16 protein-coding genes are annotated in these 16,608 nt (G+C 63.9%); 9 read left to right on the forward strand and 7 right to left on the reverse strand.

What is annotated here, in order from left to right; genetic code table 11:
* Positions 1 to 4 precede the first annotated feature (4 nt).
* Positions 5 to 1,198, reverse strand: a complete 1,194-nt coding sequence (pncB, locus tag NFX52_RS00090; RefSeq protein ID WP_055399312.1) for a nicotinate phosphoribosyltransferase — start codon at positions 1,196 to 1,198, stop codon at positions 5 to 7.
* 46 nt (positions 1,199 to 1,244) lie between these two features.
* A complete protein-coding gene (locus tag NFX52_RS00095) occupies positions 1,245 to 2,102 on the reverse strand; it encodes a cysteine hydrolase family protein (protein WP_055399310.1) in 858 nt (285 codons plus the stop codon).
* 329 nt (positions 2,103 to 2,431) lie between these two features.
* Between NFX52_RS00095 and NFX52_RS00100 the strand changes: the two genes are divergently transcribed.
* Together NFX52_RS00100 and NFX52_RS00105 are read left to right on the forward strand one after the other, a co-directional pair.
* Complete coding sequence (locus NFX52_RS00100; RefSeq protein WP_055399308.1) at positions 2,432 to 3,103, forward strand: NUDIX hydrolase; 672 nt, start codon at positions 2,432 to 2,434, stop codon at positions 3,101 to 3,103.
* A gap of 159 nt (positions 3,104 to 3,262) precedes the next feature.
* Positions 3,263 to 4,504 (forward strand): diguanylate cyclase, encoded by a 1,242-nt coding sequence (locus NFX52_RS00105; RefSeq protein ID WP_055399306.1) that lies wholly within the window; start codon positions 3,263 to 3,265, stop codon positions 4,502 to 4,504.
* A 34-nt stretch (positions 4,505 to 4,538) separates the two neighbouring features.
* Here NFX52_RS00105 and NFX52_RS00110 read toward each other — a convergent pair whose 3' ends face one another.
* The 3 genes from NFX52_RS00110 to metK all read right to left on the reverse strand — a co-directional run bounded on the left by NFX52_RS00110 (position 4,539) and on the right by metK (position 6,695).
* Positions 4,539 to 4,997: a hemerythrin domain-containing protein gene (locus NFX52_RS00110; protein ID WP_055399304.1), complete on the reverse strand. Its 459-nt coding sequence runs from the start codon at positions 4,995 to 4,997 to the stop codon at positions 4,539 to 4,541.
* Positions 4,998 to 5,044: 47 nt separating this feature from the next.
* Positions 5,045 to 5,230 carry a DUF1328 domain-containing protein gene (locus NFX52_RS00115; RefSeq protein WP_055399302.1) on the reverse strand — a complete coding sequence of 62 codons (186 nt, stop codon included), beginning with the start codon at positions 5,228 to 5,230 and terminating at the stop codon, positions 5,045 to 5,047.
* 283 nt (positions 5,231 to 5,513) lie between these two features.
* Positions 5,514 to 6,695 (reverse strand): methionine adenosyltransferase, encoded by a 1,182-nt coding sequence (metK, locus tag NFX52_RS00120; protein WP_055399300.1) that lies wholly within the window; start codon positions 6,693 to 6,695, stop codon positions 5,514 to 5,516.
* A gap of 132 nt (positions 6,696 to 6,827) precedes the next feature.
* Between metK and NFX52_RS00125 the strand changes: the two genes are divergently transcribed.
* Together NFX52_RS00125 and NFX52_RS00130 are read left to right on the forward strand one after the other, a co-directional pair.
* Entirely contained in the window at positions 6,828 to 7,682 is an 855-nt protein-coding gene (locus tag NFX52_RS00125) for a lysophospholipid acyltransferase family protein (protein ID WP_055399298.1), read from the forward strand.
* Positions 7,679 to 8,548 (forward strand): lysophospholipid acyltransferase family protein, encoded by an 870-nt coding sequence (locus tag NFX52_RS00130; RefSeq protein ID WP_055399296.1) that lies wholly within the window; start codon positions 7,679 to 7,681, stop codon positions 8,546 to 8,548. Before NFX52_RS00125 ends, NFX52_RS00130 begins: the two co-directional genes overlap by 4 nt.
* Positions 8,549 to 8,600: 52 nt before the next feature.
* Here NFX52_RS00130 and NFX52_RS00135 read toward each other — a convergent pair whose 3' ends face one another.
* A complete protein-coding gene (locus NFX52_RS00135; protein ID WP_055399294.1) occupies positions 8,601 to 9,506 on the reverse strand; it encodes an alpha/beta fold hydrolase in 906 nt (301 codons plus the stop codon).
* Between the two features lie 50 nt (positions 9,507 to 9,556).
* Positions 9,557 to 10,312, reverse strand: a complete 756-nt coding sequence (yihA, locus tag NFX52_RS00140; protein WP_055399291.1) for a ribosome biogenesis GTP-binding protein YihA/YsxC — start codon at positions 10,310 to 10,312, stop codon at positions 9,557 to 9,559.
* A gap of 72 nt (positions 10,313 to 10,384) precedes the next feature.
* Between yihA and NFX52_RS00145 the strand changes: the two genes are divergently transcribed.
* From NFX52_RS00145 to msrQ, 5 genes are all read left to right on the forward strand, one after another.
* Positions 10,385 to 11,014, forward strand: a complete 630-nt coding sequence (locus NFX52_RS00145; RefSeq protein WP_055399289.1) for a c-type cytochrome — start codon at positions 10,385 to 10,387, stop codon at positions 11,012 to 11,014.
* Positions 11,015 to 11,173: 159 nt separating this feature from the next.
* A complete protein-coding gene (locus NFX52_RS00150) occupies positions 11,174 to 13,327 on the forward strand; it encodes a cytochrome c biogenesis protein ResB (protein ID WP_055399287.1) in 2,154 nt (717 codons plus the stop codon).
* Positions 13,324 to 14,673: a c-type cytochrome biogenesis protein CcsB gene (gene ccsB / locus NFX52_RS00155; protein ID WP_055399285.1), complete on the forward strand. Its 1,350-nt coding sequence runs from the start codon at positions 13,324 to 13,326 to the stop codon at positions 14,671 to 14,673. The genes NFX52_RS00150 and ccsB overlap by 4 nt, the downstream gene beginning before the upstream one ends.
* 145 nt (positions 14,674 to 14,818) lie before the next feature.
* Entirely contained in the window at positions 14,819 to 15,823 is a 1,005-nt protein-coding gene (msrP, locus tag NFX52_RS00160) for a protein-methionine-sulfoxide reductase catalytic subunit MsrP (RefSeq protein ID WP_055399284.1), read from the forward strand.
* A 66-nt stretch (positions 15,824 to 15,889) separates the two neighbouring features.
* Complete coding sequence (gene msrQ / locus NFX52_RS00165; RefSeq protein ID WP_055399282.1) at positions 15,890 to 16,543, forward strand: protein-methionine-sulfoxide reductase heme-binding subunit MsrQ; 654 nt, start codon at positions 15,890 to 15,892, stop codon at positions 16,541 to 16,543.
* The last annotated feature ends 65 nt before the right edge of the window (positions 16,544 to 16,608 follow it).

Consider the following 16,608-nt stretch of genomic DNA (forward strand, 5'->3'; position numbering starts at 1 on the left):
GGTGTCAGTCCTTCACGTTGAAAACCTGACGCAGGTAGGCCAGGTAGGTTTCATCGTCGCACAGCGTCTTGCCGGGTGTGTCTGAGAGTTTCGCCACAGGTTGTCCGTTGGCGCGCACAAGTTTCATCACGATGTTGAGCGGCTTGTGGTCCGCGCCCATGTCGTTGGTGAGGTTCGTGCCGATGCCAAACCCGAGCTGCGTGCGGTCGCCAAAGTGGCGGTACAGCATGAGGGCGCGTTCCAGGTCGAGTCCGTCCGAGAACACCAGCCGCTTGGTGTGTGCGTCGATGCGCAGCCGGGTGTAGTGCGCGAGGGCTTTTTCTCCCCAGGCCACCGGGTCGCCGGAGTCGTGGCGCAGGCCGTCGAACAGCTTGGCGAAGTACAGGTCAAAGTCAGCGAGAAAGGCGTCCATGCCCACGGTGTCGGTCAGCGCAATGCCCAGGTCTCCCCGGTATTCCTGCACCCAGTCTTCGAGTGCGGCCTTTTGGAAGTCGCGCAGCCGCACGCCCAGGGCCTGGTAGGTCTGCAAATACTCGTGCGCCATGGTGCCGATGGGCACCAGGTTCAAATCGCGCGCCAGCAGCACGTTGCTGGTGCCCTTGAACCACTGCGGCGCCTCTGTCGCAAAGGTCTGCACCACCTCGCGCTGCCAGGCGCCGCTGTAGCGGCGGCGCAGGCCAAAGTCGAACAGCTCGAAAGGGTGGCGCAGCGCGGCCTGCCTGGCCAGGGCCTGCAGCTGATGCACTTTGGCGGCCAGCCGTGCACGGCCGCTGGCGAGGGCCTGGGCCGCGTCAAAGCGGCGAAAGTACAGCTCGTTCACGATGGCCAGCACGAAGATCTCAAACCCCATCACATGCACCTGTGGGCCTTGCGCCACGATGTGCAGTTGCTCGCCCTCGGCCCAGGCGCTGATGAAACTGCGCTGGAACTGGAAGATGCGCAGGAAGTCCACAAAGTCGCTCTTGATGTAGCGCAGGCTGCCCACATAGGCCAGCTCTTCGGGCGTGAAGCGCAGGCTGCACAGGTGGTCCAGCGCAGCGTTCACCTCGGGCAGCAGCTCGGCCAGCGGGTAGGCGGGGGTGTTGCGGCACACAAAGCGGTATTCGCTTTGTGTTTGTGGGTGGCGGTGCAGCAGGGCCTGCCACATCGTGAACTTGTAGAGGTCGGTGTCGAGCAGGCTGGTGATGACGGGGTTCATGGTGTTGCTCCAAAAATGGTAGCTGCTAGCACTTGATAGATAAGCGCTAGAGCCTGATTTCATTCATATTGGCGAGATGCGCACCGGCTGCACACATGACCTGCTGAAATGCCTGGTGCTGCGCCTCGAACCCGCCCACGGGGCTCATGCCATCGGTCAGCAGCACGATGCGGCTGGCTTGCCAGCCCGGCACCAGGCGGGGCAGGTGCTGCGCGATGTGCTCGGTGGTCGAGCGCACGCAGTGGCTGCTGGCCTCGCCCGCGATCAGCAGCACATCGGCCTGGCCCAGCGACTGCAGCAGGGCGGTGTTGAGTGCGGTGCCTTCGTCGTCCGCATCGGGCACCTCGGCCTCGATGGCGCTGTAGTGCTCCGTCCAGGGGTTGGTGCCCTTGAACACATTGCGCACCGCGCGCTGGCGCTGGAGCTGCCAGGCCCCGCAGGCGGCCAGTACATCGGCGTGCACGCCATGGCCCCAGCTGCCCACCTCGCAGTGCACCGGCCACACCATCAGCGTATAGCGACCCTGGGCTTCGAGTGCGTCCAGATACCCCAAGGTGCGGGGGAGGGCCGTGGTATCGCGCGGTGTGTAGTCGCCTGCGCGCACCTGGGCGGCGGTGATGGGGGTGAAGGGCGCCACATCGGCACCCGCGCCGGTCTGCCAGAAGCCAGGGTGAGCGATATCAAAGCGCTGGTGCGAATCGAGCGTAACGGTGATCCCATCAAGCTGGTCGCCCCGGTTGCGGATGAACTGGGCCAGGCGCTGCATGTCGGCATGGGCACCCGGCACAGGCAGTGTGGGGGCGGTGTGCTGGCCGGTGAGCGCATCCACGGGCTGCCATGCGGCAGGCAGGTCGCAAAAGTCGTTTTGCGGGTCAATCACCAGCAGCTGGATGTTGCGGGGCATGGTCTTCTCCTGGGTTGTTGGATGCAGTGTAATCTTGTTAGTAAAAAAAATAAACTAACTAAGTTGAAAGCACTTGTTTCGTAGTGGTCTCAAAGAACTTGCGCTGGGGACCCTCTGCACGAATCACCGCGCCGTGCGCATCTGCGGCCTCGGGCGGTCTGCGGCGTTGCAAATACTCGCAATAGCTACGGCTATTGCTGCGTTTTGCGCCTTGCAGCCCATCCCGATCCGCAGCGCTCACTTGCCGCTCGATTCGTGCAGAGGGTCCCTAGGGAATGTGGTTCGCGATCTGGGTGCCGGTTTGTTCATGTTTGTGACAAACTCGGCGCATGACCGAATCCGCTTTGCCCACTGTGATCTGTACCGTCGATGTGGTGTTGCTGACCTTGCAGCAAGGGGCGTTGCAAGTGGCCCTGTTGCGCCGTGAGCGCGCGCCGTTTGCCGGGGCTCTGGCGCTGCCGGGTGGCTACATCCATGCGCAAGAAGATGCCGATGCCCAGGCCAGCGCGGCCCGGGTGCTGCGCGACAAGGCGGGCTTGCAGAGCCCGTACCTGGAGCAGTTGGCCACCTTCTCCGGCCCGGTGCGCGACCCCCGGGGCTGGTCGCTGGCCGTCGCTTACTGTGCTCTGGTGCCGCCTGAGGTGCTGGCGCAGGCACCGCTAACGCTGGTACCCGTGGCCGAATTGCCTGCGCTGCCTTTTGACCACCGTGCCATGGTCGATGCCGCCGTGGCCCGCGTGCGCAGCAAAAGCCAGTATTCGTCCATGCCCGTGCACCTGTGCGCCGAGCCGTTCACGCTGCCGCAGCTGCAGGCTGTGTACGAGGCGGTGCTGGGCGAGCCGGTCAACAAGGTGAGTTTTCGCCGCAAGATGGACGAGTTGGCCATGCTGGAGCCGGTGCCGGGAGCGCTGCAAGGCGGCGGCGCCCACCGGCCCGCGCAGCTGTACCGGGTGCGCCCGGCCTACCGGCGCAATCTGTCGCTGAGCGCGCGCGGGCTGTAGCGCGGGCTTAGCGCACAAACTATTGGACCGCCGCACGGAAATCTGGCACAAACGCAAACTTTGTGTCCCACGAACGGTGGGTGCGTCGCGCGGGCCAGGGTGGCTGCCGTTGCACCACCAACAACAAGCCGGCACAACGCCGGCACCTGAGGGAAATCCATGTCTTTGCGACTCAAATTCAACCTGGTGCTGGCGGCCGTGCTGCTGGTGGCAGCGGCGGGGGCGGGAGTTTATGTACACCGCTTTCTGCAGCAGTCGGCCATCGAGGAGGTGCAGCACAACTCGCAGATCATGATGCACGCGGCCATGGCGATCCGCGACTACACGACAGAGCTGGTCAAGCCCCACCTGGACGTGACGCTGGCCGAGAAATTCCTGCCGCAGACGGTGCCTGCCTATGCGGCCACCGAAACCCTGCGCCGCCTGCAGAACCGGTTTCCGGGCTATGAGTACAAGGAGGCGGTGCTCAACCCCACCAACCTGCGCGACCGTGCCAACGAGTGGGAGGAGCGCATCATCAGCGACTTCCGCGAAGGCCGGGCCGACCTCAAGAAAGAGGTCACCGGCGAGGTGGGCGAGGGCATGCACCGCGCCATGTACGTGGCCCGCCCCATCACCATCAAGCAGGCGCAATGCATGGCCTGTCACAGCACACCGGCCGTGGCGCCGCCCACCATGCTCAAGGTCTATGGCGACAAGAACGGCTTTGGCTGGGGCATGAACGAGACGGTGGGCATCCAGGTGGTGAAGGTGCCGATGTATTTCCCGCTGGAGAAGGCGCGTCAGACCTTCAACACGGTGATGGCGGCGCTGGTGGGTAGTTTTGTGCTGCTTTTCGTCGGGCTCAACCTGTCGCTGTCGTCGCTGGTGATTGAGCCCATGGCGCGGCTCAACCGCAAGCTGGAAGACCTGGCCACCAAGGACTTCCTGACGGACTTGGTCAACCGCCGCCGCTTCTTTGAGAGGCTGGAGACCGAGATGGCCGACACCCGCATCAAGAAGGGCAGTCTGTCGGTGGTGATGTTTGACATCGACTTTTTCAAACGCATCAACGATACCTTTGGGCATGACTCGGGCGATGTGGTGCTCAAGAGCACGGCGCTGCGTGTGCGCGAGCTGCTGCGGTCGTCCGACTGCGCTGCGCGTTTCGGGGGCGAGGAGTTCATCATCCTGCTCAAGGAAACCCCGGTGGATGCCGCCATGGCCATGGCCGAGGCGGTGCGCGCGCGCATTGCAGGCGTGCCGTTCGACGCGGTGGGCCATGTCAGCGCCAGTTTTGGCGTGGCCACCTGGGACCACAAGGAAGACAGCCACGCCCTGATCAAGCGCGCGGACACGGCGCTGTACAAGGCCAAGTCCAGCGGTCGCAACTGCGTGGTGCAGGCCGAAGAGTCCGTATGACCCCTTGCGTGTCTCCGGGCAGAGCCCGGCACGCTCATGCCATGGCGGCCTTGGCCTCCTCATAGTCAGCCCGGTAGTCCGCCGCCAGCGCGGTTTTTTGCTTCTCCGTCAGCAGCTTGCCAGCCATCTGGAAGAAGCGGTGTTCTTCTTCCTTGAGGTGGTGCTCCACCTTCTCCGCCAGTTTCTTGGCCAGCGGCAGCCAGCTGGGGGTGGCCGGATCTGCCTCTTCCAGTGACTCCAGCAGTTCATCGAGCTGGTGGTGCTCTGAAATGGCGTGGCGGGACAGGTCGATGCCCGCGTCGTGCGCCATCAGCGGAATATAAAAATGCCGTTCCTCAGCCCGCTCATGGGCCGTCAGTTCCTGCTTGAGCTGGTCAAACAGCTCGCGCCGCTCGGGGGTGTCTCCGCTGGTGTCGGTGAGTGCGGTGTACAGCGCTCGTTGGCGTTCGTGGCTCTCGCGCAGGGCTTCAAAGATATTGGTGGTGTCGGTCATGGTGCGGCTGTGTGGGGAATGTGGAGCTGTGACAAAGGTGCGGTGGGCTACTTGAGTACCTTGCGCGCGGCACCCACGCCGATGACGGCCAGCACCACAAACACCACGGCAATCACCAGGAACAGCACAAACAGCACCTTGGCGATGCCCGCCGCGCCTGCGGCGACTCCGCTGAATCCCAGGGCACCGGCGACCAGGGAGATCAGGGCAAAAATGATGGCGTACTTCAGCATGGTGGTCGCTCCTTGCAGTGGATGTTCAGGCAGCGGGGCTGCGAAAGGGTGTGCAGGAACGATACCGAGGGGCCGTCGGCAGCGCCGTCAGTGCGGGCGGGCGGTGGGTGTAGGAGAGGGCCGCTGGCGGGCAGTGGTGAAGCGTCAAAAGAAAAGCCGCAACGCGGAGCGTTGCGGCTTTGGAGGTGGGACGGCTCTGACGGTCTTTTGGTCTGCGCTCACATCGCTGACGCGATATGAGCTTCGTCCGCAGACCGAAAACCGCGCTATCGCGCGGCGGGCTTTACAGCCCGGCTGCAGCGCGCAGCGCAGCAGCTTTATCGGTCTTCTCCCAGCTGAATTCGGGCTCTTCGCGGCCGAAGTGGCCGTAGGCTGCGGTCTTCTCATAGATGGGACGCAGCAGGTCCAGCATCTGGATGATGCCCTTGGGGCGCAGGTCGAAATGCTCACGCACCAGCGCTGCCAGACGCTCGTCCGACACCACGCCCGTGCCTTCTGTGTAGACCGTGATGTTCATGGGCTCGGCCACGCCGATGGCATACGCCACCTGGATCTGGCACTGGCGCGCCAGGCCTGCGGCCACGATGTTCTTGGCCACATAGCGGGCAGCGTAGGCTGCCGAGCGGTCCACCTTCGTTGGGTCCTTGCCGCTGAAAGCGCCGCCGCCGTGGGGGCAGGCACCGCCGTAGGTGTCCACGATGATCTTGCGGCCGGTCAGGCCACAGTCACCTTGTGGACCGCCGATGACAAAGCGGCCCGTGGGGTTGATCAGGTAGCGCGTGTTCTGCAGCCATTCCTTGGGCAGCACGGGCTTGACGATCTCTTCGATGATGGCTTCGGTGAACGAGGCCTTCATCTTGGTTTGCGTTTCGCTCTGGTCGGGGTGGTGCTGGGTGGAGAGCACCACGGTGTCGATGCTGTGGGGCTTGCCGTCCACGTAGCGCATCGTCACTTGCGACTTGGCATCGGGGCGCAGGAACGGCAGGCGGCCGTCCTTGCGCAGCTGGGCCTGGCGCTCGACGAGGCGGTGCGCGTAATAGATGGGCGCGGGCATCAGCTCGGGCGTTTCGTCGCAGGCGTAGCCGAACATCAGGCCCTGGTCGCCGGCGCCGGTGTTCAGGTGATCGTCGCTCGCGTGGTCCACGCCCTGGGCGATGTCGTTGGACTGCTTGTCGTAGGCCACCAGCACGGCGCAGCCCTTGTAGTCGATGCCGTAGTCGGTGTTGTCGTATCCGATGCGCTTGATGGTGTCGCGCGCCACCTGGATGTAGTCCACGTGGGCGTTGGTGGTGATCTCGCCCGCCAGCACCACGAGGCCAGTGTTGGTCAGCGTTTCGGCGGCGACGCGGCTGCGGGGGTCTTGCTTGAAGATTGCATCGAGAATCGCGTCCGAGATCTGATCGGCCACCTTGTCGGGGTGGCCTTCGGAGACGGATTCCGAGGTAAAGAGAAAGTCGTTCGCCATTTGAATAAACTCCTGTGTTCCGGCATTTGGGGCGTTGCCCTCACCCCGAAGGAGATCTGGCGAACGCTTTAGCAGATTTTTTTAACGTCGCCCTGCAAGTTGCTCATTTAACTCAGCGACCCCGTCATTTTAATGCCAGTCGTCTTTCGATTCTTTTCCGTATTTCCACTGTGGTTGCTGCACATCATGGGCGCGGCCATGGGCTGGATTGCGTTTTGTGCGTCGCCCACGTACCGGCGTCGCTTTCTGGCCAATTCGGCCCTGGCAGGGTATTCGCTCGGCGACGTGCGTGCCGCTGTGGCCCATGCCGGCCGCATGGTGGCCGAGCTGCCGCGCCTGTGGCTGGGGGCGCCACTGCCCTGCCGCATCGAAGGCGAGGCCTGTGTGGAGCAGGCGTATGCGGCCGGGCGCGGCATTTTGTACCTCACGCCGCACCAGGGGTGCTTCGAACTGTCGGCCCAGGCAGCGGCCCGGCGCTGGAGCGCGGAGCGCGGCCCCATCACGGTGCTGTACCGCCCCGCGCGCCAGGCCTGGCTGGCCAAGGTGATGGAGACCGCACGCAACCGGCCCGGCATGCTGGCCGTGCCCACCACACTGGCGGGTGTGCGCCAGATGATCAAGGCCCTGCGGCGGGGTGAGGCCGTGGGCCTGCTGCCCGACCAGGTCCCGCCGGACGGGCAGGGCCTCTGGGCGCCGTTTTTTGGCCGCGATGCCTACACCATGACCCTGGCCGTGCGCCTGGCGCAGCAGACGGGTGCTGCCGTTGTGCTGGTGCGCTGCGAGCGGCTGCCCTGGGGCCGTGGTTTTGTCACCCATTTCGAGCCGCTGGCGCAACCGCTGTCGGACCAGTTGGACGTTGCCGTTGTGCAGATCAACCAGGCCATGGAACACCTTATCCGCCAGTGCCCCGAGCAATACCTGTGGGGCTATGCCCGTTACAAGCAGCCGCGCGCCGAGGCAGCGCCTGCTGCGGGAGCTGCGGTATGACGGGACGCCTGGGTGTGTGGTTCATGCGGGTGCTGGCGCACCTGCCGCTGCCCGTGCTGCGCGGCATGGGATGGCTGCTGGGGCAGGTGGCCTTTGTGCTGGTGGCGCCTCGGCGCAAGGTGGCGCTGCGCAACCTGGAGTTGTGTTTCCCGGACTGGACCGAGGCGCGCCGCCGCGCCGTGGCGCGCGCCAGTTTTGTGGTGTTTTGCCAGACCTGGCTGGACCGCAGCTGGCTCTGGGCCGCGCCTCGCGAGGTGGTCGAGCGGCGCGTGCAACTCAGAGGTGCCGTGCACGAGCTCGACGGCGACACCCCCACGATACTGTTTGCCCCGCACTTCTATGGCATGGACGCGGGTGGCCTGGCGCTGCCGCTGCATTCGGGCCGAGCGTTCACGTCCATTTTTGCCACCCACCCCGATCCGGCGGTGGACGGCTGGTTCATGGCCGGGCGCCAGCGTTTTGGTGACGTGCGCATGCTCAACCGCTCGGACGGCGTCAAACCCATCATCGCCAACCTGCGCAAGGGCGGCCTGCTGTACCTGCTGCCCGACATGGACTACGGGCGCAATGATTCGGTGTTTGTGCCGTTCTATGGCGTGACGGCGGCCACCATCCCGTCGCTGTCGCGGTTTGCGCGGCTGGGACGCGCCAAGGTGGTGGGTGTGTATTCGCGCATGACGCCCACAGGCTACGTGGCCGAGGTCTCGCCCGCCTGGGCGAATTACCCCACCGACGATGCCGAGGCCGACACCCTGCGCATGAACCACGAACTGCAGGCCGTCATCAACACCATGCCCGAGCAGTACTACTGGGTGCACAAGCGTTTCAAGACACGGCCCGAAGGCGAACCGTCTTTTTACGCCTGAAAATTTGAGTCAAATCAGCATCTGGCGCCTATCTGTCAAGCGCTGGTAGCTATCATTTTGATTGCAAAAATCGCTGCAGTTCCAGGGCCACGCGCTCAGGGTGCTCGTGCACGATCCAGTGCGAGGCCTTCTCCATCTGCCGCAGCTGCAGCTGCGGCACCCAGCCCGGCAGGCCGTCGAGCAGGCCGGGCAGCAGGGCCGGGTCGTCCATGCCCCAGAGGACCAGCGTGGGCACTGTCACCGTCAACATGGATTCGGGCAGGGTGATGGCTTGCGCGCCCGGGTCACCATCGCGGGGTGGGCGCAGGGGGCTGGCGCGGTAGTAGTTGCAGGCACCCGTCAGGCCCTGCTGCCACAGCGCGCGGTACTGGGCGCGCACGCTCTCGGTCAGCCACGCGGGGGCGCTGCCGTCTGGGGCGTTGAAAAATGCGAACAGGCGGCGAAAGTCGTCCTCGGCCAGCAGGGCCTCGGCATCAGGCCTGCACAGGAAGTGCATGTACTGGCTGCCCGCCTGCTGCGCAGCGTTGTGTGCCAGCTCCCGCACAAAGGCGCCAGGGTGTGGGGAGTTGATGATGGCCAGCCGCTTCATGAGCTGCGGCTGCTGGTTGGCCAGGTTCCAGGCCACGGCGCCACCCCAGTCGTGCGCCACCAGGCATTCCAGCGCGCCGCCGGGGCATTCGTGGGCAATCAGCGCCACCAGGTCCTGCACCAGATGCTTGGCTCGGTAGGCATCCACTTCGGCGGGGCTGCTGGAGGGGCCAAACCCGCGCAGGTAGGGCGCCACGCAGTGGTAACCACCGTTTTCGGGGCGGGAAAAGTGCAGCAGCAGCTCATCCCAGATGAAGGCACCCTCGGGGAAGCCGTGCAAAAACAGCAGCACAGGGCGGCCCGCCACGCCGCTTACGCGGCAGTGCAGGGTGGTTCCGTGGGGCAGGGGAGCGGAGACGGTCTGGATCATGGCGCTATGCATTTAATAGCTGGTAGCGCTTGATGGATAAGCGCTAGGGCCTAATTTGACTGAATATCCTCAGAATCACCGAGCTCTGGGGGCTCAACGGCGGGGGCAGGGGCTGCGGCTGCGTCGCCCGAGGCTTGCACCGGATGCGCCCACTGCCACAGCAGCTGTGCCACCTCGTCCACGCCTTGTTTCTTGAGGGCCGAGAACATCATCACCTCTCCGCCGGCTGCGTTCAGTCGCGTAATCGACAGGATCTTGGCTTGCTCCGAGCGTGTGAGCTTGTCCGCCTTGGTCAGCACGATCAGGAATTTCAGGCCTTCTTCGACCCGTGGTCGCAGCACTTCAAGCAGGGCCTCGTCCAGCTCGGTCAACCCGAGCCGGGGGTCACACAGCAAGACGATGCCGGTGAGCCCAGGGCGGCTCACCAGGTAATTGACCATCACCTGCTGCCAACGCACCTTGTCGGACCTCGACACCTTCGCGTAGCCGTAGCCGGGCAGATCGGCCAGTACCGCATCGGTCGCACCGTGCTTGCCCAGTGAGAAAAGGTTGATGTGCTGCGTGCGCCCGGGCCGTTTGGAGGCGAACGCCAGCTGCTTTTGCTGTGTGAGCGTATTGATGCAGGTGGATTTGCCCGCGTTGGAGCGGCCCACAAAAGCGATCTCGGGCACGTGGATGGGCGGCAGGTGGTGCAGCTGGGCGGCCGTGGTCAGGAATCTGGCGGTGTGCATCCACCCCATGGCGATCTTGGCGTCGGGAGCGGGCGGAAGGGAGCCAGCAACTGGCGCGGTGGAAGAGGTCGTCATGGAATATTGGGAGGCTTGGGAGCCTCATTGTAGAATCGCGAGGTTTTGCGCACATAAACACAGACCCTCGATATGAAGTTGCTCGCCTCTTTGCTGACGGCTGCCGCACTGGCAGCACCTGTTTTTTCGGCCTATGCGGCGGGCGATGCCCCCAAAGCGGCCAAGCCGGATCTCGTCAAAGGCGAGGCCAGCTACACCGCAGTGTGTGCTGCCTGCCATGGCGCCGATGGCAATTCGGCCATTGCGGCCAACCCCAAGCTGTCGCAGCAACACCCCGAATACCTGGTCAAGCAGTTGCAGGAATTCAAGTCCGGCAAGCGCAACAACGCCATCATGAAGGGTTTCGCCACCGCGCTGTCGGACGAGGACATGAAGAACATTTCGTACTGGGTGGCTTCCAAGGCGGCCAAACCCGGTTTCGCCAAGGACAAGAACCTGGTCTCCCTGGGGGAGCGCATCTACCGTGGCGGCATCGCCGACCGCCAGATCGCTGCCTGCGCTGGCTGCCACAGCCCCAATGGCGCAGGCATCCCTGCCCAGTACCCCCGCCTGTCGGGTCAGCACGCTGACTACACCGTGGCCCAGCTCAACACCTTCCGCGATGGCTCGCGTGCCAACAGCACCCAGATGACGCAGGTGGCGGCCAAGCTGAACGACAAGGAAATCAAGGCCGTGGCGGACTACATCGCTGGCCTGCGCTGATTGACTTGATTTTCGTCAATCTTGTGGCCCGCTAGACCGGGTTGCACGGAACCTACCGCCAATAACAATCCCAAAACGGGCGGGCCCATCGCACAGATGGTCCCGCCCTTTTTCTTTCCTTCTCTCGCGCCTCCTCGCCGTCTCCTTTCTTTTTCATCCATGTCCGATAACACCCAAGGCCTTCGCATCCAGTCTGGTTCCCAGGCCTGGCGCGCCGGGATCGAGCTGCTGTCCTCCATGCGGTTCGCGATCTCGCTGCTGACGGTGATCTGCATTGCCTCGGTGATCGGCACGGTGCTCAAGCAGCACGAGCCGGCGGTCAACTACGTCAACCAGTTCGGTCCTTTCTGGGCGGAGTTGTTTGGCGCCATCCAGCTCAATGCGGTCTACAGCGCCTGGTGGTTCTTGCTGATCCTGGCGTTTCTGGTGATCAGCACATCGCTGTGCATCGCCCGCAATACACCCAAGATCCTCATCGACCTCAAGGTCTACAAGGAAAACATCCGCGAACAAAGCCTGAAGGCCTTTCACCACAAGGCCGAGGCAACGCTTAGCGGCTCTGCCGAGGTCGAGGCGCGCCGCATTGGCACCCTGCTGGCCGGTGGCGGATGGAAGGTGCGCCTGCAGCAGCGCGACACCACCTCTGGCCCCGGCACTGGCTGGATGGTGGCGGCCAAGGCGGGTGCTGCCAACAAGCTGGGCTACATCGCCGCGCACAGCGCCATCGTGCTGGTGTGTGTGGGCGGTCTGCTGGACGGAGATCTCATCGTGCGCGCCCAGATGTTGCTGGGGGGCAAGACACCGTACCAGGGCGGCGGCCTGATTGCCGATGTGAAGCCCGAGCACCGGCTTTCCGAGCGCAACCCCACCTTTCGGGGCAACCTGCTGGTGGCTGAGGGCACACAGTCGAGCACAGCCATCCTGAATCAGTCCGACGGCGTGCTGCTTCAGGACTTGCCGTTTGCCATCGAACTCAAGAAGTTCATCGTGGAGCACTACTCCACCGGCATGCCCAAGCTGTTTGCCAGCGAGATCATCATCCACGACAAGGCCACGGGCGAGAAGACGCCCGCGCGTGTGGAGGTGAACCACCCGGCCAGCTACAAAGGCATCGAGATCTACCAGTCGAGTTTTGACGACGGCGGCTCGCACCTCAAGCTGCGCGGCGTGCCCATGGTGGCAGGCGCCAAGCCCATTGAGGTCGAAGGAGTGGTCGGCAATTCCACCCAGCTGACCAACAACGGTGGCGGCCCGGGCAGCGAGACGCTGACGCTGGAGTTCACAGCACTGCGCACCATCAATGTCGAGAACTTCGGGGGTGCAGGCCCCGGAGGCAGCGGTGTGGATGTGCGCAAGGTGGACCTGCGCGAGTCGGTGGAATCCCGCCTGGGCGCCGCCAACAAGACCGTCACCAAAAAAGAACTGCGCAACGTGGGCCCGAGCGTGAGCTACAAGCTTCGGGACGCAGCGGGCCAGGCGCGTGAGTTCCACAACTACATGCTGCCCGTGGACACGGGCGACGGCGTGCCGGTGTTTCTGCTGGGCGTGCGCGAAACCCCTGCAGAGCCATTCCGGTACCTGCGGGTGCCAGCCGATGACAAGGGCAGCATGGACGGCTTCGTTCGCATGAAGGCCACCCTGGCCGACCCCGCAGCGCGCGAGCAGGCCGTGCGCCGCTATGTGGCGCAGGCCATCGACACCTCGCGCCCGGATCTGGCCGAGCAGTTGCAGCAGTCTGCACTGCGGGCCTTGGCCCTGTTTGCGGGCCAGGGCATGGTCGATGGCAAGCCCACTGGTGGCCTGCAGGCGGTGTCGGACTTCATGGAGGCCAACGTGCCCGAGGCCGAGCGCGCGCGGGCGGGTGAGGTGCTGGTGCGCATTTTGAACGGCACGCTGTTCGAGGTGGCGCAGTTGTCGCGCCAGCGTGCCGGCCTGCCGCCGCTTCCCCAGGACGATCAGACGCAGGGCTTCATGACGCAGGCCGTGCTCTCGCTCAGCGACGCGCAGATCTACCCCGCACCGCTGGCGTTTGAACTCAAGGACTTCACCCAGGTACAGGCCAGTGTTTTCCAGGTGGCGCGAGCCCCTGGCAAGAATGTTGTCTATCTGGGATGTGCCTTGCTGATCCTGGGCGTTTTTGCCATGCTCTACGTCCGCGAACGGCGCGTCTGGGTCTGGGTGGCGCCGCAGGACGGGCGTACCCACGCCACCATGGCCCTGTCCACCAACCGCAAGACCATGGACGGCGACCAGGAGTTTGTCCAGCTCGCACAAAAACTGATCGGGGCATCGCCCCGCGAAGGCACCGCATGAATACCGCGACTTCTTCCTCCACGGCCACCACGATCACCCTGAACGAGGGTTTTTTTGCCCGCCGCAACTGGTTCGACTGGCTGTTTGCCGCCATCGTGGCCGTGGGCGGGCTGTATGCGTTGCAGCGCTACGGCGCCTTCATGGACGTCTATGAGAAAGGTATTTTGCTGGGTGCCATTCCGTGCACGATCTGGCTGGGCTGGTTCTGGCGCCCCTTGCGCGCGCTGATGCTGATCGTGGCTGCGGTGGCGCTGTTGGCCATCGGCCTGTACCAGCAAGACGGTGCGGGTAGTCTGGCGCGGGCCGATACGGTGTTCGGCCTCAAGTATTTCCTGTCGAGCCAATCTGCCATCCTGTGGATGAGCATGCTGTTCTTCATGAGCACCATCTTTTACTGGGTGGGCATGTTCTCCCGCGGCGAGGGGCGCACCATGAGCATGCTGGGCTCGCGCATTGCCTGGGTGGCTGTGGCCATGGCGCTCATCGGCACGCTGGTGCGCTGGTACGAAAGCTACCTCATCGGCCCGGACATCGGCCACATCCCGGTGAGCAATCTGTATGAAGTGTTTGTGCTGTTCTGCTGGATGACGGCGGCGTTCTACCTGTATTACGAACAGCAGTACGACACGCGTGCACTGGGCGGGTTCGTGATGTTGGTAGTCAGTGCCGCCGTGGGCTTCCTGCTCTGGTACACGGTGGTGCGCGAAGCGCACGAGATCCAGCCCCTGGTGCCTGCCCTCAAGAGCTGGTGGATGAAGCTGCATGTGCCCGCCAACTTCATCGGCTATGGCACGTTTGCGCTGGCCGCCATGGTGGCCTTTGCCTACCTCATCAAGCAGCAGGCAACCGAAACCCGCTGGTACAAGCTGGCGCCGCTGTGGCTGCTGGGCGTGGTGCTGTGTTTCGAGCCTATCGTGTTTCGCCAAGGTGCGACCGAGAACGGTGGCAGCTACTGGATGGTGTACTTCGGCATTTCGGCTTTCATCGTGGCTGGCATCCTGCTGGGCCGCAAGCGCATCGCGGTGCGCCTGCCCTCGTTTGAGATCCTGGACGACGTGATGTACAAGTCCATCGCCGTGGGCTTTGCGTTCTTCACCATTGCTACCGTGCTCGGCGCGCTGTGGGCGGCCGAGGCCTGGGGCGGCTACTGGAGCTGGGACCCGAAGGAAACCTGGGCGCTGATTGTCTGGCTCAACTACGCCGCCTGGCTGCACATGCGACTGATGAAGGGGCTGCGCGGCACGGTGTCGGCCTGGTGGGCGCTGGTGGGCCTGGCGGTGACCACGTTCGCCTTTCTTGGGGTGAACATGTTCCTGAGCGGTTTGCACAGCTACGGCACGCTGTGATGGCGTGAGGGCACAGTCGGGCATCGGAGTGGGGCCGACAACTATTGCGTCTTCGGTGTAACCTGCGCGGTCTAGGGAACGAACTAACAGTTGTGCTGCTCTACTGCAGCAGCTGTTTCCACCAGACCATGACCGGAGCCTCCCCATGCTGATCCCTTCGCGCGATTCGGGTTTCAACCACCCCCACTCCTCCGAAATCACCCCCCGCGCGGTCTACGAAGACCGGCGCCAGATGCTCAAGCTCATGGCGGGCGGCGCTGCAGGTGCCGCGATGGCGGCCTGGGCCGGCCGCGAGGCGCTGGCGCAGCAGGCGCAGGTGGTGCGGCCCAACAAGCTGGCTGCGCTCGCGGGTGCCAAGTCCACCGTGGCGGGTGCGGTCACGATGGAAAAGCTCACTGACTACAAAGACGCGAGCACCTACAACAACTTCTACGAATTCGGCACCGACAAGGCCGACCCCGCGCGCAACGCCCACACACTCAAAACCACGCCCTGGACGGTGGAAGTGGAAGGCCTGGTCAAGAAGCCGGGTAAATACGGCATCGAAGACCTGATCAAGCTCAGCGCGCAGGAAGAGCGCATCTACCGTCTGCGCTGCGTGGAAGGCTGGTCCATGGTCATCCCCTGGGTGGGTTATTCGCTGGCCGAACTGATCAAGCGCGTGGAGCCCCAGGGTAGCGCCAAGTATGTGGAATTTGTGACGCTGGCCGACAAGGCCACCATGCCTTTTGTCGGATCGCGCGTGCTCGACTGGCCCTATGTGGAAGGCCTGCGCATGGACGAGGCAATGAACCCTCTCACTCTGCTGGCTTTTGGCATGTATGGCGAAGTGCTGCCCAACCAGAACGGGGCGCCTGTTCGCCTGGTGGTGCCGTGGAAGTACGGCTTCAAGAGCGCCAAGAGCATTGTCAAGATCCGCTTTGTCGAGAAAGAACCCGGCACGGCATGGAACAAGGCGGCCAAGCAGGAATACGGTTTTTACTCAAACGTGAACCCCGAGGTGGACCACCCTCGCTGGAGCCAGGCCACCGAACGGCGCATTGGCGAAGATGGCCTGTTTGCCAAAAAGCGCAAGACGCTCATGTTCAACGGCTATGAAGCCCAGGTGGGGCAGCTGTACGCGGGCATGGACCTCAAGAAGTTCTACTGATCTTCATTCGCCTTTTTTCTCCGCCTGACGTGTAGTTAAAGCGGCAGAAGAGGGGCGCGGATCACCATGCGCAAGCTCTTCCTCCATCCTGCCGCCAAGCCCGCGGTCTTTGCGCTGTGCCTGCTTCCGCTGGCATGGCTGGTCTACGCTGCGGCGGCCAATCAGCTGGGCGCCAATCCGGCCGAGGCCCTGATCCGCGCCACGGGTGACTGGACGCTGCGCGCGCTCTGTCTGGTGCTGGCCGTTACGCCGCTGCGCGTGGTGACTTCCACGCCCCAGCTTGCGCGCTTTCGGCGCATGCTGGGCCTGTTCGTGTTTTTCTACGGCCTGCTGCACCTGCTGAGCTACGCCTGGTTCGACATGGGTTTTGATGGGACCGACATCGTGCGCGACATCGTCAAGCGGCCTTTCATCCTGGTCGGGTCTCTGGCGCTGCTGGTGCTCACGCTGCTTGCCGCCACATCGTTCAACCGCGCGATCAAGGCTTTGGGCGCAAAGCGCTGGCAGGCGCTGCACCGCAGCGTATACGCAGTGGCGGGCCTGGCCATCCTGCACTTCTTCTGGATGCGCGCTGGCAAGAATGATTTTGGCGAGGTGGCGGTGTATGCGGCGGTTTTGTCAGCTTTGCTGGGCTGGCGGCTGTGGCACCGGCTGCGCAAGCGTCGGCCAACCCAGGGTACGGCGGGGGCCAAGGCATCCCAAGCCGCCCGCACGTCGTAGCGCTGTGCTTGTGGAATTATTTGCTATATAAATAATAGCTGCTGGCGCTTGATGGTAAAGCGCCA

Origin of the sequence: Acidovorax facilis, from assembly GCF_023913775.1 — a bacterium.
Taxonomy (GTDB): domain Bacteria; phylum Pseudomonadota; class Gammaproteobacteria; order Burkholderiales; family Burkholderiaceae_C; genus Acidovorax; species Acidovorax facilis.

Bases quoted from the DNA above. Each gene is read 5' to 3' on its own strand.
- NFX52_RS00125 (WP_055399298.1), top strand. From the start codon at position 6,828: ATGCCAGTCGTCTTTCGATTCTTTTCCGTATTTCCACTGTGGTTGCTG.
- NFX52_RS00105 (WP_055399306.1), top strand. From the start codon at position 3,263: ATGTCTTTGCGACTCAAATTCAACCTGGTGCTGGCGGCCGTGCTGCTG.
- yihA (WP_055399291.1), bottom strand. From the start codon at position 10,312: ATGACGACCTCTTCCACCGCGCCAGTTGCTGGCTCCCTTCCGCCCGCT.
- ccsB (WP_055399285.1), top strand. From the start codon at position 13,324: ATGAATACCGCGACTTCTTCCTCCACGGCCACCACGATCACCCTGAAC.
- NFX52_RS00095 (WP_055399310.1), bottom strand. From the start codon at position 2,102: ATGCCCCGCAACATCCAGCTGCTGGTGATTGACCCGCAAAACGACTTT.
- NFX52_RS00135 (WP_055399294.1), bottom strand. From the start codon at position 9,506: ATGATCCAGACCGTCTCCGCTCCCCTGCCCCACGGAACCACCCTGCAC.
- NFX52_RS00115 (WP_055399302.1), bottom strand. From the start codon at position 5,230: ATGCTGAAGTACGCCATCATTTTTGCCCTGATCTCCCTGGTCGCCGGT.
- NFX52_RS00130 (WP_055399296.1), top strand. From the start codon at position 7,679: ATGACGGGACGCCTGGGTGTGTGGTTCATGCGGGTGCTGGCGCACCTG.
- NFX52_RS00100 (WP_055399308.1), top strand. From the start codon at position 2,432: ATGACCGAATCCGCTTTGCCCACTGTGATCTGTACCGTCGATGTGGTG.
- msrP (WP_055399284.1), top strand. From the start codon at position 14,819: ATGCTGATCCCTTCGCGCGATTCGGGTTTCAACCACCCCCACTCCTCC.
- NFX52_RS00110 (WP_055399304.1), bottom strand. From the start codon at position 4,997: ATGACCGACACCACCAATATCTTTGAAGCCCTGCGCGAGAGCCACGAA.
- NFX52_RS00145 (WP_055399289.1), top strand. From the start codon at position 10,385: ATGAAGTTGCTCGCCTCTTTGCTGACGGCTGCCGCACTGGCAGCACCT.
- metK (WP_055399300.1), bottom strand. From the start codon at position 6,695: ATGGCGAACGACTTTCTCTTTACCTCGGAATCCGTCTCCGAAGGCCAC.
- msrQ (WP_055399282.1), top strand. From the start codon at position 15,890: ATGCGCAAGCTCTTCCTCCATCCTGCCGCCAAGCCCGCGGTCTTTGCG.
- NFX52_RS00150 (WP_055399287.1), top strand. From the start codon at position 11,174: ATGTCCGATAACACCCAAGGCCTTCGCATCCAGTCTGGTTCCCAGGCC.
- pncB (WP_055399312.1), bottom strand. From the start codon at position 1,198: ATGAACCCCGTCATCACCAGCCTGCTCGACACCGACCTCTACAAGTTC.